Origin of the sequence: Candidatus Competibacter phosphatis (assembly GCF_012939995.1) — a bacterium.
In the GTDB taxonomy this organism is placed as follows: domain Bacteria; phylum Pseudomonadota; class Gammaproteobacteria; order Competibacterales; family Competibacteraceae; genus Competibacter; species Competibacter phosphatis.
This window is the reverse complement of record NZ_SPMZ01000040.1, coordinates 40,448-59,652: the sequence shown is the minus strand read 5'-3', so window position 1 is coordinate 59,652 and position 19,205 is coordinate 40,448. Positions and strand designations below refer to the sequence as shown.

Annotated in this window: 14 protein-coding genes and 4 pseudogenes; 5 read left to right on the top strand and 13 right to left on the bottom strand. The window is 64.3% G+C overall.

What is annotated here, in order from left to right:
* Positions 1-159 precede the first annotated feature (159 nt).
* Positions 160-519, top strand: a pseudogene (locus E4P82_RS14010) (DUF2237 family protein); the annotation flags it as partial.
* Between the two features lie 53 nt (positions 520-572).
* Here the strand turns inward: E4P82_RS14010 and E4P82_RS14005 are convergent.
* From E4P82_RS14005 to E4P82_RS13990, 4 genes and pseudogenes are all read right to left on the bottom strand, one after another.
* A pseudogene (locus tag E4P82_RS14005) lies at positions 573-1,142 on the bottom strand (BPSS1780 family membrane protein); the annotation flags it as partial.
* A 348-nt stretch (positions 1,143-1,490) separates the two neighbouring features.
* Positions 1,491-2,687: an acetyl-CoA C-acyltransferase gene (locus E4P82_RS14000; protein WP_169249467.1), complete on the bottom strand. Its 1,197-nt coding sequence runs from the start codon at positions 2,685-2,687 to the stop codon at positions 1,491-1,493.
* 19 nt (positions 2,688-2,706) lie between these two features.
* On the bottom strand, positions 2,707-5,070 hold the full coding sequence (locus E4P82_RS13995) for a 3-hydroxyacyl-CoA dehydrogenase/enoyl-CoA hydratase family protein (protein WP_169249466.1): 2,364 nt from the start codon (positions 5,068-5,070) through the stop codon (positions 2,707-2,709).
* Positions 5,071-5,193: 123 nt separating this feature from the next.
* Positions 5,194-5,451 carry a glutaredoxin family protein gene (locus E4P82_RS13990; protein ID WP_169249465.1) on the bottom strand — a complete coding sequence of 86 codons (258 nt, stop codon included), beginning with the start codon at positions 5,449-5,451 and terminating at the stop codon, positions 5,194-5,196.
* Positions 5,452-5,584: 133 nt separating this feature from the next.
* Here E4P82_RS13990 and E4P82_RS13985 point away from each other — a divergent pair, with 133 nt between their 5' ends.
* Positions 5,585-7,177 (top strand): acyl-CoA ligase (AMP-forming), exosortase A system-associated, encoded by a 1,593-nt coding sequence (locus E4P82_RS13985; RefSeq protein ID WP_169249464.1) that lies wholly within the window; start codon positions 5,585-5,587, stop codon positions 7,175-7,177.
* Between the two features lie 20 nt (positions 7,178-7,197).
* Positions 7,198-8,433, top strand: coding sequence for a pyridoxal-dependent decarboxylase, exosortase A system-associated (locus tag E4P82_RS13980; protein WP_169249463.1), 1,236 nt, complete (start codon positions 7,198-7,200; stop codon positions 8,431-8,433).
* Between the two features lie 24 nt (positions 8,434-8,457).
* Here the strand turns inward: E4P82_RS13980 and E4P82_RS22875 are convergent, their stop codons facing one another.
* The 5 genes and pseudogenes from E4P82_RS22875 to E4P82_RS13960 form a co-directional block, all read right to left on the bottom strand.
* On the bottom strand, positions 8,458-8,550 hold the full coding sequence (locus tag E4P82_RS22875) for a hypothetical protein (protein WP_312915123.1): 93 nt from the start codon (positions 8,548-8,550) through the stop codon (positions 8,458-8,460).
* A 121-nt stretch (positions 8,551-8,671) separates the two neighbouring features.
* Positions 8,672-8,821, bottom strand: a pseudogene (locus E4P82_RS22870) (DUF2721 domain-containing protein); the annotation flags it as partial.
* Between the two features lie 71 nt (positions 8,822-8,892).
* Positions 8,893-9,876, bottom strand: coding sequence for a hypothetical protein (locus E4P82_RS13970; RefSeq protein ID WP_169249462.1), 984 nt, complete (start codon positions 9,874-9,876; stop codon positions 8,893-8,895).
* 3 nt (positions 9,877-9,879) lie between these two features.
* The gene (locus E4P82_RS13965; RefSeq protein ID WP_169249461.1) at positions 9,880-10,461 is read right to left on the bottom strand and encodes a DUF4123 domain-containing protein; all 582 of its coding nucleotides are present in this window, start codon (positions 10,459-10,461) and stop codon (positions 9,880-9,882) included.
* A gap of 88 nt (positions 10,462-10,549) precedes the next feature.
* Positions 10,550-12,907, bottom strand: a complete 2,358-nt coding sequence (locus E4P82_RS13960; RefSeq protein ID WP_169249460.1) for a type VI secretion system Vgr family protein — start codon at positions 12,905-12,907, stop codon at positions 10,550-10,552.
* Positions 12,908-13,062: 155 nt separating this feature from the next.
* Between E4P82_RS13960 and E4P82_RS13955 the strand changes: the two genes are divergently transcribed.
* Positions 13,063-14,586, top strand: a complete 1,524-nt coding sequence (locus tag E4P82_RS13955; protein ID WP_169249459.1) for a type VI secretion system contractile sheath domain-containing protein — start codon at positions 13,063-13,065, stop codon at positions 14,584-14,586.
* A gap of 97 nt (positions 14,587-14,683) precedes the next feature.
* On the opposite strand, the gene aroE is transcribed toward E4P82_RS13955, so the two are convergent.
* The 3 genes and pseudogenes from aroE to hemB all read right to left on the bottom strand — a co-directional run bounded on the left by aroE (position 14,684) and on the right by hemB (position 17,211).
* Positions 14,684-15,508 (bottom strand): shikimate dehydrogenase, encoded by an 825-nt coding sequence (aroE, locus tag E4P82_RS13950; protein ID WP_169249458.1) that lies wholly within the window; start codon positions 15,506-15,508, stop codon positions 14,684-14,686.
* Positions 15,505-16,194, bottom strand: coding sequence for a hypothetical protein (locus E4P82_RS21505; RefSeq protein WP_211203153.1), 690 nt, complete (start codon positions 16,192-16,194; stop codon positions 15,505-15,507). Before E4P82_RS21505 ends, aroE begins: the two co-directional genes overlap by 4 nt.
* Positions 16,191-17,211: pseudogene (gene hemB, locus E4P82_RS21500) on the bottom strand (porphobilinogen synthase). Before hemB ends, E4P82_RS21505 begins: the two are co-directional and overlap by 4 nt.
* Before the next feature lie 120 nt (positions 17,212-17,331).
* Between hemB and E4P82_RS13940 the strand changes: the two are divergent.
* A complete protein-coding gene (locus E4P82_RS13940; RefSeq protein WP_169249456.1) occupies positions 17,332-18,177 on the top strand; it encodes a sterol desaturase family protein in 846 nt (281 codons plus the stop codon).
* A gap of 116 nt (positions 18,178-18,293) precedes the next feature.
* Here E4P82_RS13940 and E4P82_RS13935 read toward each other — a convergent pair whose 3' ends face one another.
* Positions 18,294-19,196, bottom strand: coding sequence for a PHB depolymerase family esterase (locus E4P82_RS13935; protein ID WP_211203152.1), 903 nt, complete (start codon positions 19,194-19,196; stop codon positions 18,294-18,296).
* Between the last annotated feature and the right edge of the window lie 9 nt (positions 19,197-19,205).

Here is a 19,205-nt window from a genome sequence, read left to right as displayed (position 1 = left end):
CAAGCATCGATCGCGAACCGTCGTAACCGGTCGATTCGGCTCTACAATGCACAAAAGGATTTCTCTTGGGCACGTCGGGCTACACGTTGCGCGCCAACTCAAGCCACAACGACTCCTTCCCCTACCCCTTCATCCTGGAAAGCGTCATGACAACCGCAAAAAAACGCACTCGGCGGCATGCTGGAAACCTGCTGCACTTCACCCATGACCGGCTTCACCCGTACCGGCAAATGCGAAACCGGCCCCCTGGACCCTGGCCTTCACGCGATCTGCGTCCAAGTCAGCGCCGAGTTCCTGGCGTTCAGCAAATCGCGCGGCAACGACCTGAGCACCCCCGTGCCGGCGTTCGCCTTCCCCGGCTTGCGTCCCGGCGACCGCTGGTGCCTGTGCGCCGCCCGTTGGAAGGAAGCGCTGGACGCCGGCATGGCGCCACGCGTGCTGTTGACGGCGACGCACGAAGCGGCGCTGGAGGTGGTCTCGCTGAAGGATCTCAAGCCATACGCGTTGGACCTGAACTAGCTCAACCCACCTCTCCATGCAGGGGGGAAATCACAGCCCCCCTCGCCTACCCGCTACTTGGCCAGCCGGATACCCGGCGGCTGCGGCGTTTCCTCGAAGACCTCCCGATAGCTGGCGTACACGGCGCAGATCGTCACCGGCAGCAGGATCAGGAACCCAAGTCCGAGCGGAATCATCGCCACCACCGCCAGCACCATATAGACCAAGCCGAACACCAGCAAGGGCAACATGTTGATCCAGCAGGCCGCGACGCTGGCTTGCGCGGCGGGCCAGGCATTCTGCCCCGCCAGCATGACCAGGGGAACGCCGTAGAACAGGGCCATGGCGATCGCCAGACCGATGGTCATTACGATCAACAAGGCCACGAGGCCGGCGCCAACGAACAGTCCGCCCATCGCCTCGCGCGGCATGCCCGTGTTGGCGCCGTCCATCATCGCCCCCATCATCATGCCGCCCCCCACGAACATCACCAATACCAGCGTGATCAGCACGTAACCGGCCACGCTGATCAAGCCCAGCATCACCAACGGCCCCATCCGCTCCTGGTCCCGAAAGCCCTGGAACAAATGGCCGATTTCCAAAGTCTCGCCCCCGTGCCTGTAGCGCCGCCCCATACAACATCCCGCCGACCAGCACCGGACTCAGCAACGCCTGGGCGATCATCCCCACGAACGGGACCAGCGACAACACCACGCTGATGGCCAGATAAATCAGCAACATCACGATCCAGACTCCAGGCGCTTTGACGAACAGCCCCCAGCCTTCGACGATCCAGCCCCAGCCCTGGCCGGCGTCCGCACGTATCGCAGTCATAGTCATGCGCAATCTCCTTCTATTTGCTTTAACTCAAGTCGGCAGCATAACGAAATGCCGCCGCCCGGCAACCCTCGTCCAGACCGAGCCCCAATAAAAAAAAAGCCCGCCGGGGCTTATCTCGGCGGGCTCGATCACTGGGCGCTGGGAAAAATCGCTTACAGCACCTCGAACACCCCCGCCGCACCCATGCCGGTGCCGATGCACATGGTCACCATGCCGTACTTGCCGCCGCGTCGGCGCAGACCATGGACCAGCGTGGCGGTACGGATCGCCCCGGTCGCGCCCAGTGGATGGCCCAGCGCAATCGCCCCACCCAAGGGATTGACCTTGCACGGGTCCAGTTCCAGCTCGCGCATCACCGCCAGACTCTGCGCGGCGAACGCTTCGTTCAGCTCGAACCAATCGATATCGTCCTTGCGCAACCCAGCCAGATCGAGCGCCTTCGGAATGGCGGCAATGGGACCGATGCCCATGATCCGCGCCGGCACGCCGGCCACGGCGTAGCTGACGAAACGCGCCAGCGGCGTCAGGTTCAACTGCCTGACCAGGCGCTCGCTCATCAGCAGCACCGCCCCGGCGCCGTCGCTCATCTGCGAACTGTTGCCGGCGGTGACGCTGCCTTTGGCCGCAAACGCGGGCTTGAGCTTGGCCAGGGCTAGCAAGCTGCTGTCGGAACGTGGACCTTCGTCGTTCTCCACCACTCGCTCGCGGATTCGCACCTGCATGGTCCGCTGGTCCGGCAGTCGCTCCATCACCGTGTAGGGCAGAATTTCTTGTCGGAACTCGCCCTTGGCGATGGCGGCGGTCGCGCGTCGATGGCTCTCCACCGCAAAGGCATCCTGATCCTCGCGCGAAATGTTCCACTGCTCCGCCACCTTTTCGGCGGTCAAACCCATGCCGTAGGCGATACCAAGATTTTCATCGCGGGCGAATATCTCGGGATTGAGGGCGAGTTTGTTGCCGCCCATCGGGATCATGGTCATGGTTTCCGTACCAGCGGCCAACATCGCGTCAGCCTCGCCCAGCCGAATACGGTCAGCGGCCCGCGCCACCGCCTCCACTCCAGACGCGCAGAAACGGTTGAGGGTCATGCCCGGCACGCTGTCGGGCAATCCGGCCAACAGCAGACCGATGCGGGCCACGTTCATGCCCTGCTCGCCTTCCGGCATGGCGCAACCGACGATCACGTCGCTAATTCGCTTCGGGTCCAAGCCCGGACAGCGATCCATCACCCCACGCAGCACATGGGCCAACAAATCGTCCGGGCGGGTGTTGCGAAACGCGCCGCGCGCCTTGCCGACCGGCGTCCGCGCGGCGGCGACGATGTAAGCATCCTGGATTTGCTTGCTCATCAATGGCTTCTCCGGTCGATCAGTTGCGCAGCGGCTTGCCGGTCTTGAGCATGTGCTCGATCCGGGCCTGGGTCAGCGGGGTCTGGGCCAGCTCGACGAAGCGCCTGCGTTCCAACCCAAGCAACCAGTCTTCGTCCACCAGCGCATTGGCATCGACGTCGCCGCCGCACAGGGCGTGGGCGATGCTCAGGCCCAAGCGGTAATCGTGGGGCGAGATAAACCCGCCGTCGCGCATGTTGACCAGCATCATCTGACAGGCGGCGATGCCGGCGCGGCCCGCCACCCGGATCTTACGCGGCTGCGGCGGCCGATAACCGGCCTCGGCCAGCGCCCGCGCCTGCGTCTTGGCGACGTACAATAGTTCGCGGGGATTGAACACGATCACGTCGGCGGTTCTCAAGTAACCCAGTTGCTTGGCCTCCTCGGCGCTGCGCGAAACCTTGGCCATGGCCATGGCCTCGAAATACGGGCGCAGGAACGGCAGCAGATCGCCGCCCTTGGCTTCGCGCATGGCCCGCAGCGCGAACTCCTTGCAGCCGCCGCCGGCCGGGATCAGCCCGACCCCGACCTCGACCAGCCCGATATGGCTTTCCAGCGCCGCCACCACCCGGTCGCAGTGCATCAGAAACTCGCAACCACCCCCCAACGCCAGTCCTTGCGTGGCCGCCACCACCGGCAACGCCGCATGGCGCAGCGCGGCGGTGGTGCGTTGAAACTTGGCGACGGCGTTTTCGAACGCCACGATATCGCCGGCTTGCAGCGCCGGCAGTGCTTGCGCCAAATCGGCCCCGACACTGAACGGCGCTTCGGTCTGCCACAGCACCAGACCGTCGAAACGCTGCTCGGCGATCCGCAAAGCCTCCAGCACTCCCTCCAGCACCTCGTCGCCGATCATGTGCAGCTTGCTCTTGAAGCTCAGCACGCCGATGCCGTCGCCGCTGCTCCACAACCGCACGCCCGCGTTCTCGAACGCAGCCTCGCCGTAACGAGGCGGCGCTTCGCCCAGCACTTGCTCGGGATAAAGCTGGCGCCGGTAAACCGGCAGGGTCGAACGCGGCTTGTAGGCGTCCTCCGCCGCCGAGTAGGAGCCCTCGGGCCGATGCACGCCGTCCACCTGCTTGACCCAGGCCGGCAGCGGCGTCGCGGTCATGGCCTTGCCGGCGGCGATGTCCTCCTCGATCCAAGCCACCATCTGCCGCCAACCGGCCGCCTGCCAGATCTCGAACGGCCCCATGCTCCAACCGAAACCCCAGCGGATGGCAAAATCCACGTCGCGAGCGGTATCGGCGATTTCCGCTAGCAACACCGCCGCGTAATGAAACACGTCACGGTGGATGGCCCACAGGAATTGCGCCTGCGGATGCTCGCTGGCACGCAGCGCGGCGAATTTTTCGGTGGGACTCTTGATCTTCAGCAGCGCCCGCACCACCTCGTCCGCTTGGGCGCCGACGTCCCGATAGTCGCCGGTGGCCGGGTCCAATACCTGTTTGCCTTTGTCGGCATAGATGCCCGCCCTGGTTTTCTGGCCCAGCGCGCCTTTTTCGAGCAGCGCGTTCAGCCAGTCGGGAACGGTGAAATAATGCCGCCACGGATCTTGTCGCAAGGCCAGCGCCGAACCTCGGATCACATGATCCATGGTGTCCAAACCAACGAGGTCGGCGGTGCGGTAGGTGGCGCTCCTGGGTCGACCGATGGCCGGACCGGTCAGCGCATCCACCAAATCCAGGCTCAAGCCCAACGCCTGGGTATGGTGCATGGCCGCCACCATGGAAAACACGCCGATGCGATTGGCGACGAAGTTCGGTGTGTCCTTGGCGCGAACCACGCCCTTGCCCAAAACGCTGACCAGAAAGGTTTCCAGCAGATCGAGAATGGCCGGATCGGTGGTCTGGCAGGGAATCAGTTCCACCAGCGCCATGTAGCGCGGCGGATTGAAGAAATGGATGCCACAGAAACGCTCGCGCACGGTCTCCGGCACCGACTCAGCCAACAAGCTCAGCGGCAAGCCGGAGGTATTGGTGGCTAGAATCGCCCGCTCGTTGAGATAAGGCGCGATCCGCCGGTACAGATCGGCCTTCCAATCCGCGCGCTCGGCAATGGCTTCGATCAGCAGATCGCAACTCCGCAGTTCCTTCAGATGCTGGTCGTAGTTGGCGGGCTGGATCGATTCGGCCCGCTCCTTGACCGCAAACGGCGCCGGATTCAGCTTGACCAGGTTGGCGATGGCCTCGGTCACGATCCTGTTGGGATCGCCGTCCTTGGCCGGCAGATCGAACAACACCACCGGCACGTCGGCGTTGGCCAGATGAGCGGCGATCTGTGCCCCCATCACGCCGGCGCCCAGAACCGCCACCCGGCGCATCGCTGCCGCGTTACTACTCATAATGCGTTACTCATCATCGTGGATATCCTCTCGGGTCGCTGTCGAAACATACCCTACACTCGAATGCTTTCATCACCGTGGAAAGCGTGGGCCACGCAGTTCCCAATAAATTGCAAAATCCGGTCAATCAGGCCGGTAGCCACTCAGCAGGCGCTGGACTCCAGCGACATCGAAAGGCCAATCCAGCTCGTTGCCGGTATCCAAGCGCCGCAGGACCGGAATGCGGACACCATATCGCTCCAGCAACTCCACATCGTCGACAATCTCGATCGCGCTGACCCAGGCGGTTTGTTGCCGGACCAACGCCTCGGCTTGTTCGCACAGGTGACAACCGCTCGTCATGTATAGCACCAGGGTCGATTCGGCCTGTCGGGATCTCATGCGCCTTACCCCCAAGCAACCGGAAAATCATCCCGCTGGCGTTCGCCACCGCGCCATTCGCCACAGTGCCGGCTATTATCGTTCATAATGTCATTCATCATCCGTTCACCAGGTTCCTTTACCCCCTACACGCATGGCCAGACTGCTGCACGAACTCATTTTCGAACAGGCGGAACGCGCGCCCGCCGCCGTTGCGGTCGTTCATCGGAAGACCAGTCTGGACTATGCCGCTCTCGCCAGTCTGGTTCAGGCAACGGCCCACGGTCTGCTGGCGCTTGATCTGAACCGGGCCGAACGAGTCGCCGTCTACCTACCGAAACGACTGGAAACCGTCGCCACTCTGTTCGGTACCGTAATGGCCGGTGGCGCGTTCGTGCCGATCAATCCGTTACTGAAAGCCGAACAGGTGGCCTATATCCTGCGCGACTGTAACGTTCGAATCCTGGTCACCACGCGCGACCGGGCGGATTTGCTGGAACCGACTCTGGCCGATTGCCCGGACTTGCACAGCTTGGTGCTGCTCGATGGCACCTCGTCCGCCAGCCGTCGTTTGCATCACATCCAGATCATCGACTGGTCCGACTTGCTGGACGCCGATACCCGCCGGCCGGTGGCTCGGGTCATCGACATCGACATGGCCGCCATTCTGTACACTTCGGGCAGCACCGGCAAACCCAAGGGCGTGGTGCTTTCGCATCGCAACATGCTGACCGGCGCCTTCAGCGTCGCCGAATACCTGGGCAACCGCGCCGACGACCGTATTCTGGCGTTGTTACCGTTCAGTTTCGATTATGGCCTCAGCCAGACGACCACTGCCTTCGCCACGGGGGCAAGCATCGTACTGATGGATTATCTACTACCACGCGACGTGATCAACACGGTTGCCCGCGAGCAGATCACCGGCTTGGCCGCGGTACCGCCGATGTGGGTGCAACTGGCGCTGCTGGAATGGCCGGCGGCGGCGGTAAACAGCTTGCGCTATTTCACCAACTCCGGCGGCGCCATGCCGCGTGCCACCTTGGCGGCCCTGCGCCGGGCCTTGCCGAAAACCACGCCTTTCCTGATGTACGGCCTGACCGAAGCCTTCCGTTCCACCTATCTGCCCCCGGCGGAAATCGAGCGCCGGCCGGACTCGATTGGCAAGGCCATCCCCAATGCCGAAGTGCTGGTGGTGCGCGAGGATGGCTCGCCCTGCGCGCCCGGCGAACCGGGCGAACTGGTGCATCGCGGCGCGCTGGTGGCGTTGGGTTACTGGAACGATCCGATCAAGACTGTCGAACGCTTCCGCCCGGCACCCGGCCAGAACCCTGGCCTGCCCTTGACCGAACCGGCGGTCTGGTCCGGCGATACGGTACGTGCCGACGAGGAGGGTTTCCTGTATTTCATCGGCCGCAAGGACGACATGATCAAGACCTCCGGCTATCGGGTCAGTCCCACCGAAGTCGAGGAAGTGCTCTACGGCAGTGGTCAGGTCGTCGAAGCGGCGGCGTTGGGCATTCCACACCCGATGCTTGGCCAAGCGGTGGTCGCGGTGATCAAGCCGCTGTGCGACGATTTCAACGAAAGCGAGCTGATTACCCGCTGCAAACAACATCTGCCCAATTTCATGGTGCCTTTGCGGGTGATCGTCCGCCGCGACGATCTGCCGCGCAATCCCAACGGCAAGATCGACCGTAAGAGCCTGGTCGAGGAGTTCCGCACGCTGTTTCCGGAAACGGTTATCTGAGGATCGAAAGGGTATGCGCGATGGGTAAAACCCGCCCCACGCACTGGCCCATGAGCCAGTTTCCGGTCGTCGACGACTGCTTGTGGGTCGGCGGCATGCCGCTGACCCAACTGGCGGCGCGGATCGGACAAACGCCGTTTTATGCCTACGAGCGCCGCTTGCTGGACCAAAAGATGGCGCTGCTGCGCGGTGCGCTGCCGCCAGCCATCGAATTGCACTACGCCGTCAAGGCCAACCCGATGCCGGCGGTGGTTCAGCACATGGCTGGATTGGTGGACGGACTGGACGTCGCTTCGCTGGGCGAACTGCGCATCGCCTTGGACAGCGGGACGAGCCCGAGCCGGATCAGCTTCGCCGGTCCCGGCAAGCGCCCAGTGGAACTGACCGCCGCCATCGCCGCCGGCATCACCGTTAACCTGGAATCGCCCGGTGAATTGGAAACGCTGGCGCGGCTGGGACAAGAACAGGGTCGGCAACCCCAGGTTGCGGTGCGGATCAACCCGGATTTCGAGCTGAAAACCTCCGGGATGAAGATGGGCGGAGGACCCAAACCGTTCGGGGTGGACGCCGAGCAGGTCCCGGCCCTACTACGGCGAATCGGCGAATTGGGACTGGATTTTCAGGGCTTTCACATCTTCACCGGCTCGCAGAATCTACGCGCCGAGGCCATCGTCGAAGCGCACGACCGCAGCTTCGAACTGGCACTGCGGCTGGCGGCCGAGGCGCCGGGACCGCTGCGCCTGCTCAACATCGGCGGTGGTTTCGGCATTCCCTACTTCCCCGGCGACAGGCCGCTGGATCTGGCGCCGATCGCCACCAATCTGGAGCGCTGGCTGCCGGTGGTCAAGGCGCGGGTACCCCAGGCGCAAGTGGTACTGGAACTGGGTCGCTATCTGGTCGGCGAAGCCGGTATCTACGTGGCCGAGGTGGTGGACCGCAAGGTATCGCGCGGCCATACCTTCCTGATTACCGATGGCGGTTTGCATCATCACTTGGCGGCATCCGGCAACTTTGGCCAGGTGATCCGCAAGAATTATCCGGTCGTGGTCGGTAACCGGGTGCTCGGCGCCGAACGGGAGACGGTCTCGGTGGTCGGGCCGCTGTGCACGCCGCTGGATATTTTGGCCGATCGGATGGAACTGGCGAAAGCCGACATCGGCGACCTGATCGTGGTGTTCCAATCCGGCGCTTATGGGCTGACCGCCAGCCCGACCGCGTTTCTCGGCCATCCGCCATGCGTGGAGATATTGGTGTGACCCCGATCCCGTCATCGAACCCGCTTACCGGCGATTATGAGTGCCCGCCCAGACGGCCAGGGAGACCTCGTACAGGAACAGACTCCAGGCAACCACCATCGCCACCATCGCCAGCACGAACAGGCCGGCGACGACCTGGGCCAACTCGACCGACAGCAGCGCCCCCAGAAACGCCCCCCGCCACCACCAGGCACACCAGTAGCGCGCCCAACACGGCGCACAGAATGGCGAAATAGATCAGATTGCCCCGGCGGATCAAGTGCCTCATCTCTTGTCGCTGTTCCGCCGCCGCTTCATCCGTGAGCGTACATAACCGTTCTTGGACTACGCGCCGGCGGTCCACGATCCGCGCCAACCGAGCCGCCAGAATGTTGATCAACGTTCCCATGGCCACCAGGAGAAACGCCGGAGCAACCGAGAGTTGAATGACGCGGGTAATGTCGCTGAGGTGCTGTTCCATCACGGAGCAGGATCTAGTATGGGTGTGACGGGTGGCGAGAACCCATCAGGCGCCTCCTCGACGATCCGCCGGTAGGATTTGGCTGGCTTGGCCAGCGCGATGGCGCTCTGCTCGGCCCGGCGAGAACCAGCGGGCAGACATTTTTCCAGAGCCTTCAGGGCCGTTTCCCGCAGGACTGCCCCCCTTTGCGCCGGATCGGCCAAGGCCGGATCGGTCAATACCGTCGCCGCCCAGGGATAGAGGGGATCTCGATCGAAACCACTGCCCAGCACGAAGGCCAAGGCCAAGTAATTCATCATGCCGGATTCGGTGGTGACGCCGTGATACTTGGCGGCTTCGTAACCGGAGCGCACCAAGGCGCGCAACGCCCCTTCGCCGAGCGCCTTGTACTTCTCCGGGGCCAGCGTTTGCAACAGCAACAACACGCGATGGCCGAAACTGGGCGCGGCCGGTAGTCCCTCGAACACCTGCGGATGCCGCAGCACACTCAGCGTGTGCCGCAAAAACTCGTTGTCCGGCCCCGCCGTCCGATCCAGAAACGCCATCGCTTGCTCGTACAACGGCACGATGCGGGTGTCGGGCGTTTCCGGCGGCGGCGCGGGCTCGGTTTCCTCGGGTGGCGGCACGGTGGCCGGAGTCGGAGCCGCCTCGACTGGAGGTGTCGCTTGTTGCGGTTCCTCGGCGGGTGGCGGCGGCGCGGGCGGTTGTAGCGGCGGCATCCAGGCGAGTTGCGGGTCTTCGTCGAACGCGCTACCCAGCATGAACATCAATGCGAGGTACAGATACAGGCCGCGCTCGGTCCGCAAACCCCGGCTTTCGGCCCGCTGCAAACCGTAGCGCACGACCTTGCCCAACTGGGCGGTACCCAACGCGGCGGCCTGTTCTGGAAAAAAGGTTCGCAGATGATCCAACAGGCCGGCTTCGAAGCGTTGCACCGCGACCTGTTCGAAAACCTTCACCTGCGACTTGCGTATCACCAGCATCGCTTATCCCTTCTCCGTGCCCTGGCCCGACCCGCCCGCCGCAGGCCACGCCGGCGACTCCAGCTCGATCCGTTCGCTACCGAGCTGACCGCCGGCGACCCAGAACTTCAGCAGCTTGCCTTCTTCGTCCTCGCACAGCAGGCGGGAAATCGGGCCGAACAGCGTCCGCAACTCGTCGGCGTCACAGGTCGGCAGATAGATGCGCAACACCCGGGGATCGTAGTAGCGGAAATACAGCGGCTGATAGTCTGGATCGTAAGCCATGGTCAGACTGCACAAATGCTCGCGCATCGGCCGCCATTCCGCCGGGCTGAGGACAAAGATACCCCAATGCCGCCCCCAACCCTGCCGGAGCAGCCAAGCCGTAAAGGGAGATTCTCGTTCCAGGATGACCTGATACGGCGCCACTCGGGCCAGTTCGGGAATCAGCTCGCCGCGATACAAACAGACCGCGTCCATCCGGTGCTCCCGTAATGCCTGTGGCAGATCGGAAATGGCGGCACCGTCCAGCACCGCATAGACTCGGGCGCCGGCATCGGCGAACAGGTGCCGGGTCAAGATATCGGAGGGATCGTGCTTAGCCATGCGCGCTATCTCTGGCGACCATCAACCGCGCCGATCCATCCGATGGCGGACGCGCGTCTCTGGCAAGTCGGTCAGCACGGCCAATTCATCAATCATTGGTGGTTCTCCCTCCTCGCGGCGGAGCCGGTGGCGGCGGTTGGTAAGCAGGCTTGCCGCTATCGCTGGCATTCTGAGCCGCCTGGGCTTGCGCAGCTTGCTGCTGCGCTTGCGGCGATGGTGGCGGTGGGCTGGAGGTGCCGGGCGGCGGCGTGGCCGACGATCCACTGCCGGCCGGCAGCCCGTCATCCAACAGTTCGACATCACCGACGCTGGCCGAATCCAGACTTTGGCTTTGCTGTTGGGCCTGGGCTCCGGCCTGGGCATCGCTGACCTGACCGGATTCGGCGGTAGCCGCTTCCTGGGGTGCCGTCGGTGGCGCCGGTGGCGACGGTGGGGCCGGCGAGCAACCGGCGCCGGAACCAGCCGCGCCACCGCTGTTGAGCATGACCAAGGTGCCTTGAATGAACACACCCGCCGGATTGATGTTGACGAAGTTGCCACCAACCTTGATGGTCAGCGATAGCCCGGCTTCGATCACCACGTTCATGCCGCCCTTGATATGCACTTCCATGCCGGCGTCCACGGCGCACTTCATGCCGGCCTTCTGCTGCAAATCCATGCCGGCATCGACCGAAATCGTGCCGCCGGCCTTGATGTTCTGCCGGCTGCCGACCTTGAGGTGCTGGTCACCGCCGATTTGCTCCTTTTGATCGCCGCCGATCTTCAGCGAGGCCGTGCCGTCGACCTTGGCTTTCTGATCGCCGTTGACGGTCAGATGCTGATTACCTTCCACTTTTTCCAACTGGTCGGCCTTGACGATCAGATGCCGCTCGTTGCCGATCCACTCGAAGGTGTCCTTCTTGACCCGGATGTCCTGGTTGCGCTGGGCATGAATGAACATCTGCTCGCTGTCCTTGGCGTCTTCCAGCCGGATCTCGTTGAAGCCGTTGCCGCCCTTGCTGGAATTGCTCTTGAGCGTAGACATGGTGGCCTTGGCCGGCAGACCGTAGGGCGGCATGTTGATGCCGTTGTAGACCCGGCCGGTGATGATCGGCTGATCGGGATCGCCCTCCAGGAAGTCCACGATCACTTCCTGACCGATGCGCGGGATGTTCATCGCGCCCCATTGCTTGCCCGCCCACATCTGCGAGACGCGAATCCAGCAGGAGCTGTTCTCGTCGGCCTGGCCGTAGCGGTCCCAGTGAAACTGGCATTTCACCCGCCCGTACTGATCGGTGTAAATTTCCTCGCCGCCGGGACCCACCACGGTGGCGGTTTGCGGCCCCTGCACCACCGGCTTGGGGGTGACGCGCGGCGCGCGATACTGCTGCTTGGCCTCGATGGCGGTGATCTCGCTCCGATGCGGTTTGCCGGAAATTCCGCCTTCCAGGAAGGATTCGAACTCGTCCGATTCGAGCTGATGCACGGCGGACACGATCAGATATTCGCGGTTCTGATCCTCGCGCGAGCAGTTACTCAGGCTGAACAGGTAACCGGCCGCCAGTCCGGCGGCGTTACCCTCCCCACGGGCGACCTCGTGCTGGGCCAGCAATTCCTCCAGCCGGATCTTGGAATAGCTGCTGCCATCGCCGGGGTCGGTGTATTCACCCGGATAGTCGTAGATCTCCATGTTTGCCAGGGCGTGGTTCTTGGGCTTGTTCAACACCGAGCGCAAGTTCTTGCGCGGGGCGGTGAAATCGTAATCGTTCAGGGCATAGACGCCCGGTTGCACGTTCTGGATGACGTGCCATTCGTACAAGTGATCCCGCTCGCGGTGGTCGTGGGTATCCGGCGGGAAATAAGGCACGGTTTCGTATTTCGGGAATTTTTCGTGGGAGCCGTAGTTGTCGGCCAGCACCAGTATGTGCTTGCCGTTTTCGTGCTTGAAAAAGCAGTATATGCCCTCCTGCTCCATCAGCCGGCAGACGAAATTGAAATCGGTTTCCCGATACTGCACGCAGTACTCCCACTCGCGGTAACTGCCGCTCAGGGCGTCCTTGAAATCGGTGAAACCCTGCTCCCGGAACACGTCCTTGATGATGTCGGGCACTTTCTTGTTCTGGAAAATCCGGCAGTCGGCGGTGCGGGTCAGAAACCACAGCCAGGGGCTGAGCGTGGCGCGATAGGCCCCGTAGCGCAGGCCCCGGGTGCCGATATAGCTGAAGCGGGTCACCAGGCCATTGAAGTAGCGGGTACCTTGCTTATAGGGCAGTTCCAGGCGAACCGTCATGTTGGTGCCCAGTACGTCCGCCAGCTTGATGTCGGTTTTCTCGCTGAACAGTTCCAACTCGCACTCGAACAGCCGGCCCATGTGCTCGGTGACGGTCATGCGTCCCAACAACAGCGCATCCTCGCCCAAGACGCTGTTGACGGCGATCATCCGGTGTTTTTGCGTGGCGGTAGCCATACCCTCGAACTCCACAAACCCGCTGCGCGACGCAGCCCCGTTGTTGAGTGTAGCAGCAAAACCGGGGCAAAAAAGCGGCGGGTCACCCATCGCCAAAGCCACCAAAATCGCACTAGACTTAGCGGCATCAGTCATCGCTCCGGAGAGCTCGCGCCATGCCAGGCCGAATGGAATTTCAATTCGAACTGCCCCGTTCCGCTTCGCGGTCCCACCGCCGCGATCCCGATACTCCGCTGCGCGTGCTGGTCATGGCCGACTTCAGCGGACGAGCGCGGCGGGAGAGCCCTTCCGCCCTGCTGGAGCTGAGCAGCCGGCCGCTGTTGACGGCCAACGCCGACAATCTCGACGCGGTCATGGCCCGGCTGGCGCCGAAGTTGCGGCTGACGTTGAACGGCGGGGCCGGCGGGGCGGCGCTGACGATCGGCTTCGCCCAGCTCGACGACTTTCATCCCGATGCGCTTTACCAGCGGCTGGAGCTGTTTCAGTCCCTGCGTCGCAGCCGCGCCCGCCTGCTCAATCCGGCCAGCTTCGCCCAAGCCGTCGCCGAACTGAGCCCCGCGCCACCCCAGGAACCCGCCAAGCCGGAATCGGCCGCCACGGAAGACGACGCTGCCCTGCTCGAACGCCTGCTGGGCAAGACACCCGAGCCACCGTCGACGCGACCGGCGACCGATGTGGGAACGGCGGCCATCAACACCCTGTTGCAAGCGGTGGTTCAACCGCATATCGTGCGGACCGATCCGCGCCAGGAAGCCTGGATCGAGGCGGTGGACGCGGCGATCGGCGAGCAGTTGCGGGCGATCCTGCACCAACCGGCGTTCCAGGCCCTGGAGGCGACCTGGCGCGGCGTGCGGGACCTGGTCGCCAATCTCGACAGCGACCTGTTGCGCGTCGACCTGCTCGACGTCACCAAGCAGGAGCTGCTCGCCGACCTGCGCACCGCCGCCGGTCAACCGCGCGCCACCAGCCTCTACACGCTGCTGATCGACCGGGAAGTCCAGTTGCCCGACAGCCAACCCTGGTCGCTGCTGGTGGGAGACTACGCGTTCGGCGCCGCGCCAGACGATATCGCCCTGCTGGCGGCGCTGGGATCGGTGGCCGCCCACGCCGGCGGTCCGTTCCTGGCGGCGGCCGATCCCAACACACTGGGCTGCGCGTCCGCCGCCGAGCTGGCCGACCCCACGCAATGGACGCCGCTGCCCGCCGCCGCCGAACAGCACTGGCAGGCACTGCGCCAGACCGAGGTCGCGCCCTGGCTGGGGCTGGCGCTGCCTCGGGTGCTGCTGCGGCTGCCCTACGGCCAGAAAACCGAACCGGTCGAACAACTGGAGTTCGAGGAAATGCCGCTGGGCCGCGATCCCGACGCTTATCTATGGGGCAATCCAGCCTTCGCCTGCGCGCGGCTGATCGCGGCGGCGTTCGCGGAGAACGGCTGGGATTTCAGCCCCGGCGACGTGCTGGAGCTGGACGATCTGCCGGCGCATGTGTATGGAGAAGCCGAGGAACGGCGGATGCAGCCGGGCACCGAAGTTCTGCTCGGCGAACGGGCCATGCAGGCGCTGCTGGCGCGGGGCATCATGCCGCTGCTGGGTCATCGCCAGCGCAACGTGGTACGGCTGGCGCGGTTTCAATCGCTGGCCGATCCCCCGGCGGCGCTGGCGGGGGGGTGGCGAGGATAGGCCGCGCACCTCGTGGGAACGGCGGATGGGCGGGATGACCGTGACCCTGTTCGCCGCGAGTCGTTCCAGAGCCTGCCCACCGCCTCGTTGCCCCCTCTCACCGCGCCCGCAACGCCTCGATCACCGGCTTCGTCTCCGGCCAAACCCCGCGCCAGAGATGGAACGATTCCGCCGCCTGTTCCACCAGCATCCCCAACCCGTCCAGGGAATGGACGGCGCCTTGCGCCCATCCCCAGCGCACGAAGGCGGTCGGCTCCTTGCCGTACATCAGGTCGTAGCACCAGCCATCCGTCGCCAGCACGCCGTCCGGCAACGGCGGCACGGCATCGTGCAAACCCGCCGCCGTGGCGTTCACGATCAGATCGAACCGGCGCCCAGCCAGATCGGCGAAGCCGCAGCCGGATACTCGTCCCAAGTCGCTGAAGCGCAAGGTCAGTTCCACCGCCTTGGCCACCGTGCGGTTGGCGATCACCAGTTGTGCCGGCCGTTCGGCTAGCAGCGGCTGCAACACCCCACGCGCCGCGCCGCCCGCCCCCAGCAGCAAAATCTTCTTGTCCGCCAGCGGACAACCATGATTGCCGGTCAGATCGCGCACCAGACCCGGTCCATCGGTATTGTCGCCGCGCACTCCAGTGGCATCGAAGACCAGGGTATTCACCGCTCCGGCCCGTTCGGCGCGCGCGCTGAGCAGGTCGGCGAACACCCAGGCATCCTGCTTGAACGGCACGGTCACATTCAGCCCCTTGCCGCCGGCATCCCGGAACGCTCGCGCCGCCGCCGCGAAGCCGTCCGCTTCCACCAGAATGGCGCGGTATTCGAGATTCTGGCCGGTTTGAGCGGCAAACAGCGCATGAATCCGTGGGGACTTGCTGTGGGCGATGGGGTTGCCCATCACGGCATAGTGGTCCAGTAAGACAGTCATGGTCGTTCCTCGCTCTCTCGGTCACGCAACGGGGTCCGCAACCGTTGCTCGAACTTGGCCGGCGGCACGTATTGCAACAACGCCCCGCCATTGTCGCCGAGCAACAAATCCAATCCCAGCGGCGGGTACAGCCAGTGCATGCCATCCTGAACGGGCAGACGTTCGGCCGGCTCGCCAAAACGCTTGCGCACCAGATCGGCGTCGAACTTGACCACCGGCAAGAAAGTGATGGCGGTCACCACCGCGTCCAGCGCCAGCTCGTGATCGGCTTCGGTCAGCGAATAGCGGCGGTCACCGCTGGCAGTGGGCTGACCCGCGCCGGCATGGGCGCGGAAGGCAGCCAGTCTCTCCTCGGGCAAGCGCGCCGACAACACCAATCGGGCATTTAAGCCACCAACCACCGCATCCCGAAAATAGGCTTCCAGGCTCAGTCCCCGATCCCGCTCCTGAAAAATTCCGATCTCGTAGCGCCGGCCCAGCTTGCCTACCGCATCCCGCAGCGTGCTCTGGCCCAGGGTCAGGCCAAATACGGTCGAGCTCGCGCCGTTCTCGCCAACCGCCACCTGCCAGGGCAAATCCCGTCCGGGCACGGTGGATTGACCACCGGGCGGGCGCATGATCGCCAGGAAAAACCCGCTCATGGCCACGCCCGCCGCGACCAGCAGCAGCACTTTCCAGTTTTTCATGCCGTTCGCAGCCAACCGGCCGCCCGCCCGGCGAAATAACTCAGTATCGCATCGGCCCCCGGCCCGCTTGATCGCCAGCAGCGATTCCATCGCCACCGCTCGCTCGTCCAGCCAACCATTGCCGGCCGCCGCCATCAACATGGCGTATTCGCCGCTGACCTGGTAAACGAAGGTGGGCACGGCGAACTGGTCCTTGACCCGGCGCACGATGTCCAGATAAGGCAGCCCCGGCTTGATCATCACCATGTCCGCGCCCTCCTCCAGATCCAGGGCCACTTCGCGCAGCGCCTCGTCGCTGTTGGCCGGGTCCATCTGGTAGCTGTATTTGTTGCCTTTGCCGAGCGCGCCGGCCGAACCGACCGCATCGCGAAACGGCCCGTAAAAGCTGGAGGCGTACTTGGCGGAATAGGCCAGAATCCGGGTATGGATGAGATCGTTGGATTCCAGTACCTCACGGATGGCGGCGATGCGCCCGTCCATCATGTCCGAAGGCGCCACGATGTCCGCGCCCGCCTCGGCGTGCGACAGCGCCTGCCGCACCAGCACCGCCACCGTTTCGTCGTTCAGCACGTAGCCGGTTTCGTCCACCAGCCCGTCCTGGCCATGGCTGGTAAACGGGTCCAGGGCTACGTCGGTGATCACGCCCAATTCCGGGACCGCCGCCTTGAGCGCACGCACCGCCCGCTGCGCCAGACCTTTCGGGTTATACGCCTCGGCGGCGTCCAGCGACTTGGCCTCGGGCGGCGTTACCGGAAACAATGCCACCGCCGGTACGCCGAGAGTGGCCAGCGTCTCGGCCTCGCACAGCAACTCGTCCACGCTCAGGCGCTCCACGCCCGGCATCGAGGCGATGGGTTCGCGCCGCTTCTCGCCCTCGATCACGAACAGGGGCTGAATCAGATCGGCGGGTGTCAGCACGGTTTCCCGCACCAGCCGGCGCGAAAAATCGTCGCGGCGCATCCGGCGCGGGCGAGCGCCGGGAAACTGGCCGGGAATGATCTGAGCGAATCGAGACATGGGATTATCCTTCGGTACGGAGGGTCAAACGATCGTCGTATTCATAGGGGCGCGACATTATAGCCCAAGCCGATCTTCCCTCTCCCTGAGCAGGAGAGGGTTACTCAATGGAATCCGTCCATGACCGCATTGCACCACAACGAACCCATCATCCGATTGGCGTGCTTCTTCGCCGTCCTGCTGGCGATGATGCTGTGGGAACGGCGCAAACCGCGCCGCGCCTTGAGTCTGCCGCGAGCGCGGCGCTGGCCCGCCAATCTCGGCATCATCGTGGTGGACAGTGTCGTGTTGCGGCTGGTGTTTCCGGTGCTGGCGGTTGGGGCGGCCGAACTGGCGGCGGCGCGGGGCTGGGGATTGTTTCACGGGCTGAATGCGCCATTCTGGCTGGCGTTGCCCGCCTCCCTGCTGATACTGGATCTGGCGATTTACACCCAGCATGTCGTCTTCCACAAAGTAGCGGTGCTCTGGCGGCTGCACCGCATGCACCACACCGACCTGGATTTCGACGTCACCACCGCGCTGCGCTTTCATCCGCTGGAAATCGTGCTGTCGATGCTGATCAAGCTGGTGCTGGTCACGCTGCTCGGCGTGCCGGCGGTGGCCGTCATGCTGTTCGAGGTGATCCTGAACGCCACTGCCATGTTCAACCACGGCAACGTTGGGCTGCCGCGACGGCTGGACCGGGCCTTGCGCTGGATCTTGGTCACGCCCGACATGCACCGGGTCCACCACTCGATCCGACCGGAGGAAACCGATAGCAACTTCGGCTTCAACCTGCCCTGGTGGGACCGGCTGTTCGGCACTTACCGCGACCAGCCGCGCGACGGTCATGCCGGCATGACCATCGGGCTGGAGTACTTTCGCGACCGGCGGGCCACCCGCCTGTACGGTTTGTTGCTGCAGCCGTTTCTGAACCCGGCATCCGGTTCAACATCCGCGCCCACCCCCTCGAATCTGCTCCCGTAATCGGAAAATGGGATCGAGCTCGCCGACGTCGAAACCTCAGGCTGGTTGGCGCCGTCAAGCGCACGGCCAAGTTGGGACCCGGCCGCTGGAGAGACGCGCGGTCAGCCGCATCGAAGTCAGGTCGGCGGCGGACCGAACAGAAAATCGAACACCCGCGCGCCGAGTCCGCCCCGTTTCATGCTGGCGGCGAAGGAATGAGCGGCGTGGGGTAGAATCTCGTAGCGATAGGGTGTATCCAACCCCCGATCCCGGGCGGCGGCGCGCATCGCGTCGATCCAGCGATCGCCGCGCTCCAGCCGGGTCAATCCCTGTTGGGCATCCACCCTGCCGGTTTGCCTCAGTTCCGGCCGGTCCTTGCCGCGCCGAACATCGTGTTCGCCGACGAAAACCGCCATCGGGATGCGCAGAAACCGCTCTGGCCGAAACCGTGTCCCCGTCCGGCGGCTGATCTTCAAGCCGCACGGAAAGCGAACCTGGGGGTTGGGGAAGGTGTACCAACCGGCGGCACCGATGGCGACCGCCGCCACCTGCTCGGGATGGGCCATCGCGTAGCGGTGGACGAACTGGCCGCCGCCCGAGTAGCCGAACAGGTAAAGGCGGCCGGTGATGCCGGTCTGGTGCCGCACCTCGGTCAGGATCGCCTGTAGCGCCTGGTCGGACCGCTCACCCTGCCCGGTCAAACCCAGGCGCTGGTAGTCGGCGAAGCGGTCGGTGGGAAACCGTGGCGCGACCAGCACCACCCCATATTGGCGAGCCAGCCGCCGAAAACGGCGCACCTGCTCCTCGGCGTTGCGGGACACGCCGTGAACGACGACCAGCACTGGAGCATTGCCGCCGACTCCAGGCGGAACGTACAGGTAGTAAGCTTGCGCCGGATCGCTCTTCGACCAACGCTGAACAACGCCGTGGGTGGGCGACGGGGCCGAAGGCGTAAAGGCGGTCTGGAAAGCGGCCGAGGTCGGGGGAGCCGCGACGGTTATTTCCACAATCGCCGGAGCGGGCGGCGCGTCGAACGACATCAACCACAT